This is a genomic window from Onishia niordana (genome assembly GCF_004798965.1).
Classification (GTDB): domain Bacteria; phylum Pseudomonadota; class Gammaproteobacteria; order Pseudomonadales; family Halomonadaceae; genus Onishia; species Onishia niordana.
Window position 1 is genome coordinate 174,198 of the sequence record NZ_SDSD01000006.1, and the last position, 13,501, is coordinate 187,698.

11 protein-coding genes are annotated in these 13,501 nt (G+C 61.9%); all 11 read left to right on the forward strand.

What is annotated here, in order from left to right; translation table 11 throughout:
- Positions 1-6: 6 nt before the first annotated feature.
- The 11 genes from ETC27_RS12675 (at position 7) to ftsZ (ending at position 13,487) form a co-directional block, all read left to right on the forward strand.
- Complete coding sequence (locus ETC27_RS12675; protein WP_136255366.1) at positions 7-1,530, forward strand: UDP-N-acetylmuramoyl-L-alanyl-D-glutamate--2,6-diaminopimelate ligase; 1,524 nt, start codon at positions 7-9, stop codon at positions 1,528-1,530.
- On the forward strand, positions 1,527-2,897 hold the full coding sequence (locus tag ETC27_RS12680; RefSeq protein ID WP_136255367.1) for a UDP-N-acetylmuramoyl-tripeptide--D-alanyl-D-alanine ligase: 1,371 nt from the start codon (positions 1,527-1,529) through the stop codon (positions 2,895-2,897). Before ETC27_RS12675 ends, ETC27_RS12680 begins: the two co-directional genes overlap by 4 nt.
- 9 nt (positions 2,898-2,906) lie before the next feature.
- Complete coding sequence (mraY, locus tag ETC27_RS12685; protein ID WP_136255368.1) at positions 2,907-3,989, forward strand: phospho-N-acetylmuramoyl-pentapeptide-transferase; 1,083 nt, start codon at positions 2,907-2,909, stop codon at positions 3,987-3,989.
- Entirely contained in the window at positions 3,989-5,371 is a 1,383-nt protein-coding gene (gene murD / locus ETC27_RS12690) for a UDP-N-acetylmuramoyl-L-alanine--D-glutamate ligase (RefSeq protein WP_136255369.1), read from the forward strand. The genes mraY and murD overlap by 1 nt, the downstream gene beginning before the upstream one ends.
- Positions 5,368-6,576 (forward strand): putative lipid II flippase FtsW, encoded by a 1,209-nt coding sequence (ftsW, locus tag ETC27_RS12695; protein WP_136255370.1) that lies wholly within the window; start codon positions 5,368-5,370, stop codon positions 6,574-6,576. Before murD ends, ftsW begins: the two co-directional genes overlap by 4 nt.
- Positions 6,577-6,605: 29 nt before the next feature.
- Positions 6,606-7,664 carry an undecaprenyldiphospho-muramoylpentapeptide beta-N-acetylglucosaminyltransferase gene (murG, locus tag ETC27_RS12700; protein ID WP_240724912.1) on the forward strand — a complete coding sequence of 353 codons (1,059 nt, stop codon included), beginning with the start codon at positions 6,606-6,608 and terminating at the stop codon, positions 7,662-7,664.
- Between the two features lie 40 nt (positions 7,665-7,704).
- Entirely contained in the window at positions 7,705-9,117 is a 1,413-nt protein-coding gene (gene murC, locus ETC27_RS12705) for a UDP-N-acetylmuramate--L-alanine ligase (RefSeq protein WP_136255458.1), read from the forward strand.
- Positions 9,114-10,076 (forward strand): D-alanine--D-alanine ligase, encoded by a 963-nt coding sequence (locus tag ETC27_RS12710; protein WP_240724903.1) that lies wholly within the window; start codon positions 9,114-9,116, stop codon positions 10,074-10,076. The genes murC and ETC27_RS12710 overlap by 4 nt, the downstream gene beginning before the upstream one ends.
- Before the next feature lie 6 nt (positions 10,077-10,082).
- Positions 10,083-10,793 carry a cell division protein FtsQ/DivIB gene (locus ETC27_RS12715; RefSeq protein ID WP_136255372.1) on the forward strand — a complete coding sequence of 237 codons (711 nt, stop codon included), beginning with the start codon at positions 10,083-10,085 and terminating at the stop codon, positions 10,791-10,793.
- Positions 10,794-11,006: 213 nt separating this feature from the next.
- Positions 11,007-12,278: a cell division protein FtsA gene (gene ftsA / locus ETC27_RS12720; protein ID WP_136255373.1), complete on the forward strand. Its 1,272-nt coding sequence runs from the start codon at positions 11,007-11,009 to the stop codon at positions 12,276-12,278.
- 33 nt (positions 12,279-12,311) lie between these two features.
- Complete coding sequence (gene ftsZ, locus ETC27_RS12725; protein ID WP_136255374.1) at positions 12,312-13,487, forward strand: cell division protein FtsZ; 1,176 nt, start codon at positions 12,312-12,314, stop codon at positions 13,485-13,487.
- Positions 13,488-13,501: the final 14 nt, after the last annotated feature.

Genomic DNA, 13,501 nt, shown 5'->3' on the forward strand with positions numbered 1-13,501 from the left:
AAACGCATGCAGGTTGAGAATTCGCGCCTCCTAGCCAGCCTAGAGGCCTTCTGGCCCGGCGTCAGCGCCGCGCTTCCCGACATACCTGAAGGCACGCAACGGTTAATGCAGGACAGTCGCCTCGTCAGGCAGGGCGATATCTTCATCGCCCTGCCTGGACTCCATGTCGATGGCCGGGATTACCTGGTTCAGGCGCTCGAGGGCGGTGCCGCGCTGGTGCTCTGTCATGCGGATGACGGTTCACCTTCCCATGCTAAGGCCGCCGACCCGCGGGTGCTGATGCTGAATGGCCTCGCTGACTGCGTGGGTGAGCTTGGTCGCACCCTGTTTCAGGTGCCTGAGAACCAGCAGCTGATTGGGGTTACCGGCACCAACGGCAAGAGCTCGGTGACCCACTATCTGGCGGCGCTGAGCGAGGCTATTGGTCGCCCCTGTGGGCTCATTGGCACCCTGGGCAGTGGTCGTCCGGGAGCACTTGAGGATAGCGGCTTGACCACGCCGGGCCCCTTGGCACTGCAGGAGAGTCTGGGTGAGATGGCGGCCCAGGGGCTAGACCGAGTGGCCATGGAGGTGTCGTCCCATGCGCTCGCGCAGCAGCGCCTCGAGGGATGCCGAGTGCAGGCGGCGGTATTTACCAACCTGACACGTGACCATCTGGATTATCACAGCGGGATGGCCGACTACGCCGCTGCCAAGGCAAAACTTTTCAAGCGCTCGGAGCTGGAGCTCGCCGTGGTCAATGGTGATGACGCCCTGGCGAGATTGATGCTCGCCGGGCTGCCCAAAGGTGTCAGGGTGTTGGCGACTGGCGAAGGCGAGGCTACCACTTTTCGCGTTCTCGATTGGGAGCCGCTCCCCGACGGCCAGCGCGCCCTGATCGCGAGCCCCGATGGCGAGTTTGCGCTGGCGCTATCCCTGATGGGGCGTTTCAACCTCGATAATGTCCTGCTGGCCATGGCCACGCTCTATGGTCTCGGCGAATCCCTCGAAGATATCAGCGTGGCGGCGGGACAGTTGGCTCCGGTGCCGGGGCGCATGCAACCGCTTTCTCGGCCTGGCCAGCCAGCGGTGGTGGTAGATTACGCCCACACGCCGGATGCCCTGGATAATGCATTGATGGCATTGCGAGCGCACCTGGGGGCAGCGGGTCAGCTTTGGTGTCTGTTTGGTTGTGGTGGCGAACGTGACCGTGGCAAGCGGCCGTTAATGGCGCGCGCGGCCGCCGCTCGCGCTGATCGGCTGGTGATTACCGATGACAACCCGCGAGGGGAGGATCCTGCGGCGATTCGTGATGAGGTTCTTTCAGGCCTTGAGCCTGCCGAGCGCGAGGCCGCCTGGTGCATCGATGGGCGGCGTGCCGCGATTCGAGCTTGCCTGGAGGCCGCTGGTCCGGAGGACCTGGTGCTGATCGCGGGCAAGGGCCACGAGGCCTATCAGGAGATCTCTGGTGTGCGTCATGATTTTTCCGATGCCGACGAAATCGACAAGGTTCTCGATGCCCTCGAGGCGGCAGCGGAGGCCGGCTCATGAGTGGAGTAGGCCTTGAAACGCTGGGTGAGCTTGCCGAGCGACTCGGCACTGCCTGCCCGGCTGGTGCCTCCTCGCCTGTCTTGGGCATCACCACCGATACGCGTGCGCTGACGCCGGGCCAGGTGCTGATAGCATTGGTCGGCGAGCGCTTCGATGCGCACGATTATCTGGCCAAGGCGCGTGAGGCCGGGGCGCTTGCTGCGGTAGTGTCGCACCCCGTCGATGACCCGCTGCCACAGCTCGTGGTGCCCGATACCCGCCTGGCCTTGGGCGTGCTTGCCAAGGCGCGCCGTCAGGCCTGGGGTGGCCCGTTGGTCGCGATCACCGGTAACAGCGGCAAGACCACCGTCAAGGAGCTGCTTGCCTCTCTGCTGGCGGCAGGCGGTAAGGGGCTCGCGACTCGCGGCAACCTCAACAACGACATCGGAGCCCCCCTGACCCTGCTGGGACTGGCTGCCGAGCATCGCCATGCGGTGCTTGAGCTCGGTGCCAACCATGTCGGCGAGATCGCCTGGACGACGTTGCTGGCAGCGCCGCAGGTGGCGGTCATCACTAACGTGACCGGCGCCCATGTCGGTGAGTTTGGTGGCACGGGGCGTATCGCTCAGGCCAAGGCCGAAATTCTTTCTGGTCTCGCCGCCGACGGGGTGGCGGTGCTTAATCGCGACGATGTCTTCTATCCGCTATGGCGCCGGCTGGCTGAGCCGAATGAGGTGCTGGACTTCGGCTTCGCGGAGGGAGCCCGGGTTCGGGCAGTCGACCCGGTCTGTGATGGGGAGGGGCGCTATGCGTTTGCGCTGCATGTCGATGGCCGCTCACTGGGGCGTGTTCAGCTTGGCCTGCTTGGTCGGCACAATGTGGCCAATGCCCTGGCTGCTGCCGCAGCCGCTCTCGCGATGGGGCTGGACGAGGCCACCTTGATGGCGGGGCTGTCTGCAGCGGCGCCGATGCCCGGGCGCCTGATGGTGGTGCCGGGAATCCGCGATTCACGTTTGCTCGACGATACGTATAATGCCAACCCCGGAGCGGTGAAAGCGGCAATAGATCTGCTGGCCGAACTACCGGGCCCCCGCTGGTGCCTACTGGGGGCCATGGGCGAATTGGGATCGGCGTCCGATCAGCTACATGCCGACATCGGACGTCATGCGCGGGAACGAGGTATCGACTTTCTTGGCACTCTGGGTGCGCCGGCCGAGCCGGCCAGTCAGGCCTTCGGCGAAGGCGGGTGTCATTTCAACGATTGGCAGGCGCTCGCGCGCCATGCCCAAAACCATCTTCCGCCCGGGGCCAGTGTGCTGGTCAAGGGCTCGCGCAGTGCCGGCATGGAACGCTTGATTGCCGAGCTGCGCCTGGATGCATCAAGGTGAACGCAACCCATGCTGCTTTTTCTCGCCGAATTACTGTCGCACTACAATAATGCCTTCAATGTCTTCGGCTATCTGACCCTGCGCATGATCCTGGGGACACTGACGGCGCTGCTGCTGTGTCTATGGTTGGGGCCAATGATGATTCGCCGCCTGGTCGAGCGCCAGATCGGTCAGGCGGTGCGTGATGATGGTCCTCAGTCACACCTGTCTAAAGCCGGTACGCCGACCATGGGCGGGGCGATGATCCTGATGGCGATGGCCGTCAGTACGCTATTGTGGGGTGACCTGACCAACCATTACGTATGGATCGTGCTTGGTGTCACGCTGGGCTTTGGTGCCATAGGCTGGGTCGATGATTTCCGCAAGGTGGTCGAGAAGAACCCTCGCGGCCTGCCAGCGAAGTGGAAGTACTTCTGGCAATCGGTGATCGGGCTGGGAGCTGCAGTGCTGCTCTACCTGACCGCCGCGAGCCCGGTCGAGACCAGCCTGATCGTGCCGCTATTCAAGGACGTGGTGGTGCCGTTGGGGCTGTTCTTCGTGGTGCTGACTTACCTGGTGATCGTAGGCAGTTCCAATGCCGTTAACCTCACCGATGGCCTGGACGGCCTGGCGATCATGCCCACCGTGCTGGTGGCCATGGGGCTCTCCGTATTTGCCTACGCCAGCGGCAATACGGTCTTCGCCGAATACTTGCATATTCCGCTGATTCCCGGCGCCGGTGAGCTTGCAGTGTTCTGCGGCACCATCGCCGGTGCTGGTCTTGGCTTTCTGTGGTTCAACACCTATCCGGCCCAGGTCTTCATGGGCGACGTGGGGGCCCTGGCACTTGGCGCCGCCCTCGGCGTGGTGGCGGTGATCGTCCGTCAGGAGATCGTGCTGTTCATCATGGGTGGCGTCTTCGTCATGGAAACGGTGTCGGTGATCCTTCAGGTGGCTTCCTACAAGCTTACCGGGCGGCGCATCTTTCGTATGGCACCTCTACACCACCACTTCGAGCTCAAGGGCTGGCCTGAGCCGCGGGTCATCGTGCGTTTCTGGATCATTACCGTGGTACTGGTGCTGATGGGTCTTGCGACGCTGAAGGTTCGCTGATGGTCGCTGTTCCCGAGGGGGTGACCTTGGTGGTGGGGCTTGGCGTATCGGGCCGCGCCATTACGCGTCACCTGTCGCGCCTGGGTGTCCCCTTCATGATCGCGGATACGCGTCAGTCACCGCCTGGTCTTGACGAGATTCGAACGCAATACCCTGATGCGGCGATTCATTGCGGTCCGCTCGGTGACGTGGATATGTCGGCGGCCAAAGAAGTCGTCTTGAGCCCTGGTGTGGATCCCAAGACACCAGGTTTGCCGTCACTTGCGGCTATTGGTGATGAGGGCCGGCCGCGCCTGGTGGGCGAAATCGCGCTCTTCGTGCGTGCGTGTCGTGCCCCTATTGCCGCGATTACCGGCTCCAACGCCAAATCTACCGTAACCACCCTTCTCGGCGAGATGGCCAGTGAGGCCGGTCGCCGTGTCGCCGTTGGGGGGAACCTGGGCACGCCGGCGCTGGATTTGTTGGCCGATATGCCCGATGCCGAGCTCTATGTGCTTGAGCTATCCAGCTTCCAGCTCGAGACCACGCCCTGGCTAGGTGCCGAGACGGCAGCCTTTCTCAACCTCTGCGATGATCACCTGGATCGTCATGGAGATCTGGCGGGGTATCGCGACGCCAAGCTTGGCATCTTCCGTGGCGCGGCTCATGGGGTGGTCAACGCCGATGACTCCATGACCTGGCCCGCAACAACGCTGCCTGCGCTGGATCGTTTTACCACCCAAGCCCCCGACGAGGGGGACTGGGGCATTGCGAAGCATGATGATGGCCAGGGCGATGTGCCCTGGCTGATGCGTGGCAAGACCCCGTTGATGCCGGCCAGTGCCGTGCGCCTGCCCGGGCGTCACAATCAGGCCAATGCCTTGGCCGCGATGGCCATGGGCGAGCGCTTGGGACTGCCGCTGTCCTCGATGCGCGCCGTGCTCGAGCGCTTTCAGGGGCTTGCCCACCGTGGTGAGCTTGTGGCCAAGGTGAATGACATCGCCTGGATCAATGATTCCAAGGGCACCAACGTCGGGGCGACGCTGGCTGCCATAGAAGGCCTGGGGCCGACGCTCGATGGTCGCTTGGTGCTGCTGGCCGGTGGTGTGGGCAAGGGGGCCGATTTTACGCCCCTGGCGGAACCGCTTTCGCGCTATGCCCGCGAGGTGGTGGTATTTGGTGCCGATGCCGAGCGTCTGGCCACTACCGTGGAGGAGGGCGTGGCGGTGACTCGGGTCGATGATCTCATTTCTGCGCTTGTGCGGGCGCGTGGCGTAGCTCGGCCGGGCGATGCCGTTCTGTTGTCACCAGCCTGCGCCAGCCTCGATCAGTTTCCTCACTATATGGCCCGCGGTGATGCCTTTCGTGACTGGGTAAGTGAGATGCTGAAGGAGAAGACATGAAGAGGCTGAGCGAACGTCTGTCTACCGCTCACCAGCCTTTCGATGGTTGGCTATTGCTGTCGGCCCTCACCTTGATGCTGGTGGGTTGGGTGATGGTGACTTCAGCCTCCACCGAGGTGGCGTCGGGGCTTACCGGCAACCCCTTCTATTTCAGCATCCGCCATGGTTTCTTCGTGCTGTTGGCGATTGCGACCGGCTATGCGGTGCTGTGGGTGCCCATCGGCTGGTGGCGGGTCAATGGACTGTTGCTGCTGGGGGTGGCCTTTTTTCTGTTGGTACTGGTGCTGATTGTCGGTCGTGAGGTCAACGGCAGCACTCGCTGGCTATCCATTCCCGGTGTGCCCGTTAACCTCCAGCCTTCCGAGATCGCCAAGCTCTGCCTGATTGCCTATATGGCGGGCTATCTCGAGCGCTATTTACCGTTGGTGCGCAAGACCTGGGGGGCTTTCCTGAGGCCGCTTTTGGTCACGGGTGTGCTCGCCTTGCTGCTTATTCTCGAGCCTGACTATGGCTCGGTGGTCGTCATGACCGGCTGTGTGATGGTCATGCTGCTGATGGCCGGCGCGCCGATGTGGCGTTTCCTGCTGTTGATGGTATTACTGGCGGCGCTGGGCGCGCTGCTGGCGGTCGCCGAGCCCTACCGCATGGCGCGCCTGACCAGTTTTTCCGACCCCTGGGCGGATCAATTTGCTAGCGGTTATCAGTTGACCCAGGCGCTGATTGCCTATGGCCGCGGACACTGGTTCGGGCTGGGGCTGGGTAACAGTGTGCAGAAACTTTTCTATCTGCCCGAGGCCCATACCGACTTCGTGTTTGCGGTGATTGCTGAGGAACTCGGGTTGTTGGGTGCCATGGCGGTGGTCGGGCTTTTTGCCCTGCTGGTCATTCGGGCAATGGCAGTAGGTCGGCGTGCGGAGCTTGCCAAATTGCCGTTTGCCGCTTATCTCAGCTACGGTATCGCCCTGATCATCGGCGGCCAGGCTTTCATCAATATCGCCGTGAGTACCGGGATGTTGCCGACCAAGGGGCTGACGCTCCCGCTGCTGAGCTATGGCGGTTCGAGCCTGGTGATCAGTGCCGTCATGGTGGCGCTGTTGCTGCGGGTCGATATCGAGACCCGCCAGGCAGCCCGTCGATCGCGTTCTACGGCGCCCAAGACGGCGCGCACCAAGACACCGACTCGATCGCAGGGAGAGCGAGCGTGAAAGAATCCAAGCCTGAGCGGGTACTGATCATGGCCGGTGGCACCGGAGGGCACGTAATCCCGGCGCTGTCGCTGGCGCGTGGCCTTCAGGCCCACGGTGTGTGCGTCGAGTGGCTGGGTAGCCCTCGGGGCATCGAAAACCAGTTGGTTCCCGAGGCCGGCATCCCCCTGCATCGCATCGATGTGGCTGGTCTGCGCGGTAACGGGGCGGCCGGTTGGCTTTCGGCGCCCTGGCGACTAAGCCGTGCCATCTGGCAGGCTCGCGGCGTGATGGCTCGTTTCAACCCCGACCTGGTCGTCGGCATGGGCGGCTTTGCCAGCGGCCCTGGTGGCCTCGCGGCCTGGCTGACGCGTCGTCCGGTATTGATCCACGAACAGAATGCTGTGGCTGGCATGACCAACAAGGCCCTCGCGCGCCTAGCGCGACGGGTCTATGCCGCCTTTCCTGGTGCCTTCCCCCGGGGGGCAGAAGTGATAGGCAACCCCGTGCGCTCCGAGATCGCCGCCTTGGGTGAGACGCCCCGCGGGGAAGCCACGATGAATAACCGGCCGCTGCGCCTGCTGATAGTGGGGGGATCTCTGGGTGCCAAGGCGTTGAACGATTACTTGCCTACGGCACTTGCCAAGCTCGCGCCGGAAAAGCGCCCCGAGGTGCGCCATCAGGCCGGACGTGATAAGGACGTGGCAACCCGTGAGGCGTATGCGGCGCAGGAGGTGACGGCTGAGGTCAGTGCTTTCATCGATGATATGGCCAACGCATACGACTGGGCGGATCTGGTGGTCTGTCGCGCCGGGGCGCTGACGGTGGCCGAGTTGGCGGCGGCCGCGAAACCGGCGCTGCTGGTGCCTTACCCGCATGCGGTAGATGATCATCAGACGGCCAATGCCCGGGTGCTGCTGGATGTCGGCGCCGGCGAGCTGGTGCCTCAGGCCGAAATTACGTCGTCCGCGCTTGCTGCGCGGCTCGAGGCGCTCTTGGTGCCCAATACCCTAGCCACCATGGCAAGCCGCGCCCGGGCTAATGCCCGCTTGGACGCCGTCGATCGCCTGGTGGCTGGCTGCATGGAGATAGACAGTGAAAGATCGTAAGCAATCCCCGCTCGCTGGCAGCGATGTCCGTGGTCCTGGTATGCGGCGTATCCGGCGTATTCATTTCGTCGGCATCGGCGGTGCTGGCATGTGTGGTATCGCTGAGGTGTTGGCCAATCAGGGCTATCAGGTTAGCGGTAGCGATCTTAAGGAATCGCCGGTGGTCGCCCATCTGCGCCAGTGCGGCATTCGCGTGTCGCTTGGGCATGCTGCCGAGAACGTTGAGACGGCTGATGTGGTGGTCGTCTCGACCGCTGTCGACCCGGCCAATCCGGAGATTCGCTGGGCCCAGGAAAACCGGGTGCCGGTGGTGCGTCGTGCCGAAATGCTTGCCGAGCTGATGCGCTTTCGCCACGGTATTGCCGTGGCCGGCACCCATGGCAAGACAACGACAACCAGCATTGCCTCGACACTTCTCGCCGAGGGCGGGCTTGATCCTACCTTTGTGATTGGCGGCAAGCTGACCAGTGCCGGCACCAACGCCCGGCTCGGTGAGGGCGATTACCTGGTCGCTGAAGCCGATGAGTCGGATGCGTCCTTTTTGCACCTGCAGCCGATGGTGTCGATTGTGACCAATATCGACGCCGATCACATGAGCACCTATGGCGGCGATTTCGAGCGGCTCAAGGACACCTTCGTCGAGTTTCTTCACAACCTGCCGTTCTATGGACTCGCCGTGCTGTGCCTCGACGACGAGAACGTGCGGGGTCTGTTGGATCGGGTGCATCGTCAATTCGTGACGTATGGCTTCAATGAGGGCGCCGATTACCGTATTACCGAATTTGTTCAGGATGCCGGAGAAGTGCGCTTTACCGCACTGCGCCCCGATGGCCAGCCGCCCCTCGAAGTGCGTCTTGCCATGCCGGGCGAACATAATGCCCTCAACGCCCTGGCGGCAATCGCGGTGGCCTGTGATGCCGGTGTTTCAGATGCTGCCATCCTGAGCGGCCTGGCGAGTTTTGCTGGTGTCGGGCGTCGCTTCCAGGTGCATGGCGACTTCAAAGCCCCTGATGGCGAGGGTGAGGTGATGCTGGTCGATGATTACGGCCATCATCCACGTGAGGTGGACATGGTGATCCGTGCGATCCGCGCAGGCTGGCCCGAGCGGCGCTTGGTGATGGTCTACCAGCCGCATCGCTATTCACGCACGCGTGATCTTTACGAGGATTTTGTGCGGGTGCTGTCGGGTGTCGATACCCTGGTACTGCTGGACGTCTATGCGGCCGGTGAGACGCCAATTCCTGGTGCCGAAGGCAAGACGCTGGCCGGCTCGATTCGCCAGCGTGGTCTCGTTGATCCGCTATTCGTCGAGCACAAGTCGGAACTCCCGGATCTGCTCAAGCGCATTCTGCGCCCCAACGATATTCTGATTACCCAGGGCGCCGGTGACGTTGGCGGCATCGCCTTGGGGCTTGCCGAACAACACCTTGAGCTCGATAAGGTGACGCTATGACGGATGATGCAATGATGATGAGCGAGGGTGTCAGGCCTGAGCGGTATGGCCGAGTGGTAGTCGTCTATGGGGGCACCTCCGCTGAGCGCGAAGTGTCGCTGATCAGCGGCAGTGCCATCCTTGCTTCCCTCAAGCGCAGTGGCGTTGACGCCATTGGCTATGACCTGGCCCTTAGTGGCTTGGCCGGCTTGCAGGCGCTGGCCCCGGACCGGGTCTTCATCGCCCTGCATGGCGGTGTGGGTGAAAACGGCACCCTCCAGGGAGCGTTGTCACTGCTTGAGGTTCCCTTTACCGGCAGTGGCGTGCTGGCCTCAGCGCTGGGGATGGATAAACAGCGTACCAAGGCGATATGGCAGAATGCCGGGCTTCCCACGCCGGAGAGCCTGACACTCGAGGCTACCGCTGACTGGAGTGGTGTCTGTCGTTCGCTTGGGCTGCCGCTAATCGTCAAGCCCGTGCATGAGGGGTCGACGCTGGGCATCACCATCGTCGATAGTCCCGAGGCTCTCGAGGCAGCCTATCGCGATGCAGCGCGATTCGATGCGGCCGTGATGGCCGAACGCTTCGTCAAGGGGCCCGAATATACGGTGTCGCTGCTCGGTGACAGTGTGTTGCCGGCGATCCGGGTCGAAGTTCCCAGTGGCTTTTATGATTATGAGGCCAAATATCTCTCCGACGAGACCCTCTACCATCTCCCCTGCGGGCTCTCCCCGGAGGATGAAAAGGCCCTGGGTGATTTGAGTCGTCGCGCTTTCCAGGCTATCGGGGCCGAGGGCTGGGGGCGCGTGGATGTGATGCGTGACGCTGAAGGACGCTTCTGGCTGCTCGAGGTCAACACCGTGCCGGGCATGACCGATCACAGTCTGGTTCCGCAAGCGGCGGCCTACGCCGACATCGATTTTGACACGCTGGTGCTTCGCATCCTCGATAGCAGCCTCGCTGCCACGCAGGAGTCGTAACAGGCGATGGAACGCTCCCGTGGGCCCTGGCTTGGCCTCATTCTGCTTATGGTACTGCTGGTGGCCGGTGGCCGCGTGCTGTGGCTGTGGCTGGATCGCCCCATTGAACGGGTCTCGATCCGGGGTGATCTTGAACTCGTCAGTGCCGATTATCTGCGCGAGCAGTTGGCACCGCTGGTAGAAGGACAGTCCTGGCTGGCGCTTGATCTTGGCGAGCTACGTCAGCGGGTCAGAGATATTGGCTGGCTGGCCGAGGTTCGTGTGTCACGTCAATGGCCGGATGCGCTGACGCTGGAGCTTTTCGAGCAGCAGCCGGTGGCGCGCTGGCATGATGATGAGTTGCTCAATCCTCGCGGTGAGCCCTTCGCCTTTGGCTCGGTTGCCCCTCCAAAGGGGCTTCCTGACTTGGCTGGTCCAACGGGCAGTGGCGCCGAAGTCCTGGCCTATTACGACCGCCTGCAACGACACTTTACTGCATTGGGCGTGACGGTCCGCCAGTTGCGCCTTGAGCCCCGGGGAGCCTGGCGCCTGCAGCTTGATAGCGGTGTTTGGATCATGCTGGGACGCAGCGATCGTGATGCGCGGCTCGCACGACTCGAGGCAGCTTGGCGGCGACAATTGGGGAGTGAAGCGTCGCAAATTCGCTACATCGACCTGCGCTACCCGAATGGTGTGGCGGTTGCCTGGCACGGTGAGACGGCTCCGGTCGAGCCATGAGGCATGAATGACAACGGGTGCCTTTTTTCGATACAGCTCCCGTCACGTGGGAGTTCAGGGTGTTTCTTTTCAGAAAAAAACCGCTTATTGTGTGCGATGTTTTTATGCTGGGGTGGTGAAAGTAGGGAAGTTGTTCCTATAATTGCCTCAATATACATTTTATGCGGATTCACGGATGATCATCCGAACAGTTTCTAGGAGTATTCCCGACCCATGGCAGGACATTCCAACGCTTCTAATATGGTAGTCGGGCTGGATATCGGAACATCCAAGGTGGTGGCGATTGTCGGTCAGCCCAGCGATGATGGTGGTATTGAAATTGCCGGCATCGGTTCGCACCCCTCACGGGGCATGAAGAAGGGGGTCGTGATCAATATCGAATCGACTGTTCAGTCGATTCAACGCGCCGTCGAAGAAGCCGAGTTGATGGCCGGTTGCGACATTCATTCGGTTTATGTGGGTATCGCAGGCAGTCACATCAGTTCGATGAATTCCGATGGTGTGGTGGCCATCAAGGATCGGGAAGTATCGTCATCTGATATTGAGCGCGTGATCGATTCGGCCCGTGCGAGGGCGATATCCGAGGGGCAGCGCGTGTTGCACGTGTTGCCTCAGGAATTCGCCATCGACACCCAAGAGGGTATTCGTGAGCCGCTGGGCATGTCGGGTGTTCGCCTGGAGGCTCGCGTCCATTTGGTCACGGCGGCGCTCAATGCCGTGCAGAATATCGAGAAGTGTGTGCGTCGCTGTGGTCTGGAAGTCGACGACATCATTCTCGAGCAACTGGCCTCAAGCCATGCGGTGCTTACCGAGGATGAGCGTGAGCTCGGGGTTTGCATGGTAGATATTGGTGGCGGAACGACCGACATCGCGGTCTTTACTGAGGGGGCCATTCGCCATACGGCGGTGATTCCCATCGCCGGCGATCAGGTCACCAATGATATCGCCATGGCCTTGCGTACGCCGACGCAGTACGCCGAGAACATCAAGGTCAAGTATGCTTGCGCGCTGACGCAGTTGGCCGCAAGCGATGAAATGATCAAGGTGCCGAGCGTCGGCGACCGTCCCGCTCGGGACCTGTCACGACAGGCGCTGGCTGAGGTGGTAGAACCTCGCTATGAAGAATTGTTTACGCTGGTCCGCGAAGAGTTGCGTCGCAGCGGATTCGAAGACCTGGTCGCCGCCGGCGTCGTGTTGACCGGTGGCACCTCGCGCATGGAAGGCGTGGTCGAGCTGGCCGAAGAAATCTTCCACATGCCTGTGCGTATCGCCTGCCCGCAAAATGTTCGTGGGCTTGCCGATGTAGTCAGAAACCCGATTTATTCAACAGGAGTCGGTTTGCTACATTACGGAATGCGTGATGCCAGGCAGGGGCAGGGCCGGGTCGTTTCGGCACAGCCGAAGAGGGAGGACGTCTCCCGGGGACTCAAGGAAGCGATGCCGGCCATAGACAGAATCAAGGGCTGGTTCAAAGGAAATTTCTGATACGGGCCGCATGCGGTCCAGGAGACGGGGCATATGTTCGAACTGGTTGATAACGCACCCTCAAGCAGCGCGGTCATCAAAGTAGTTGGTGTTGGTGGTGGTGGTGGTAATGCCGTCAATCACATGGTCGAGAGCAGCATCGAGGGCGTGGAGTTCATCTGTGCCAATACCGACGCTCAGGCTCTCAAGCGGGTAGCTGCCAAGACCGTCCTCCAACTGGGTAGCGAGATTACCAAGGGACTGGGCGCTGGTGCTAATCCCGAGGTGGGTCGCCAGGCGGCAATGGAAGATCGTGAACGCATCGCCGAATTACTGGAAGGTGCTGACATGGTGTTTATCACCGCCGGTATGGGCGGTGGTACGGGTACCGGTGGTGCTCCGGTCGTCGCGCAGGTAGCCAAGGAACTCGGCATCCTGACAGTCGCCGTGGTGACTCGACCCTTCCCCTTCGAAGGGCCCAAGCGCATGCGTGCGGCCGAAGAGGGAATGAAGGAGCTCTCCGAGCATGTTGATTCGCTGATCACCATTCCCAACGAGAAGCTGCTGTCGGTGCTTGGCAAGAGCGCGACGCTGTTGACGGCTTTCAGCGCTGCCAATGATGTCTTGCTGGGTGCCGTTCAGGGTATTGCCGAACTCATCACCAGTCCTGGCATCATTAACGTCGACTTTGCCGACGTACGTACCGTTATGTCCGAGATGGGTATGGCGATGATGGGAACCGGTGGTGCGACCGGGGAAAACCGTGCACGTGAAGCGGCCGAGAAGGCGATTCGCAGCCCGTTGCTCGAGGACATCGACCTTCACGGTGCTCGCGGTATCCTGGTCAACATCACGGCGGGTCCCGACCTGTCCATCGGCGAGTTCAACGACGTCGGTGCTACCGTTCAGGAGTTTGCCTCTCAAGATGCCACCATCGTGGTGGGTACCTCCATCGACATGGAAATGTCGGATGAGCTTCGCGTCACCGTAGTGGCAGCGGGTCTCGATGGCCGTGCGCCCAAGACGGCGACTGCACCGCGAGAAGCTGCTGCATCGCGCCCCGAGGCCGCTGATTATCGCACCCTGCAGCAACAGCCGGCGGTGGCGCGTCAGCAGGCTGCCAAGACGGCCGATCAGGAAGCCGCCAAGGCACGCTCCGATCAGCGCCGTAACAAGGATATGGACGACTACCTGGATATCCCGGCATTTCTTCGCCGCCAGGCCGATTGAGCCAATCTATTGTT

What these genes read in the sequence shown, in the direction of transcription:
- ETC27_RS12675 (WP_136255366.1), top strand. Translation starts at nt 7, where the DNA reads ATGCAGGTTGAGAATTCGCGCCTCCTAGCCAGCCTAGAGGCCTTCTGG.
- ETC27_RS12680 (WP_136255367.1), top strand. Translation starts at nt 1,527, where the DNA reads ATGAGTGGAGTAGGCCTTGAAACGCTGGGTGAGCTTGCCGAGCGACTC.
- mraY (WP_136255368.1), top strand. Translation starts at nt 2,907, where the DNA reads ATGCTGCTTTTTCTCGCCGAATTACTGTCGCACTACAATAATGCCTTC.
- murD (WP_136255369.1), top strand. Translation starts at nt 3,989, where the DNA reads ATGGTCGCTGTTCCCGAGGGGGTGACCTTGGTGGTGGGGCTTGGCGTA.
- ftsW (WP_136255370.1), top strand. Translation starts at nt 5,368, where the DNA reads ATGAAGAGGCTGAGCGAACGTCTGTCTACCGCTCACCAGCCTTTCGAT.
- murG (WP_240724912.1), top strand. Translation starts at nt 6,606, where the DNA reads ATGGCCGGTGGCACCGGAGGGCACGTAATCCCGGCGCTGTCGCTGGCG.
- murC (WP_136255458.1), top strand. Translation starts at nt 7,705, where the DNA reads ATGCGGCGTATCCGGCGTATTCATTTCGTCGGCATCGGCGGTGCTGGC.
- ETC27_RS12710 (WP_240724903.1), top strand. Translation starts at nt 9,114, where the DNA reads ATGACGGATGATGCAATGATGATGAGCGAGGGTGTCAGGCCTGAGCGG.
- ETC27_RS12715 (WP_136255372.1), top strand. Translation starts at nt 10,083, where the DNA reads ATGGAACGCTCCCGTGGGCCCTGGCTTGGCCTCATTCTGCTTATGGTA.
- ftsA (WP_136255373.1), top strand. Translation starts at nt 11,007, where the DNA reads ATGGCAGGACATTCCAACGCTTCTAATATGGTAGTCGGGCTGGATATC.
- ftsZ (WP_136255374.1), top strand. Translation starts at nt 12,312, where the DNA reads ATGTTCGAACTGGTTGATAACGCACCCTCAAGCAGCGCGGTCATCAAA.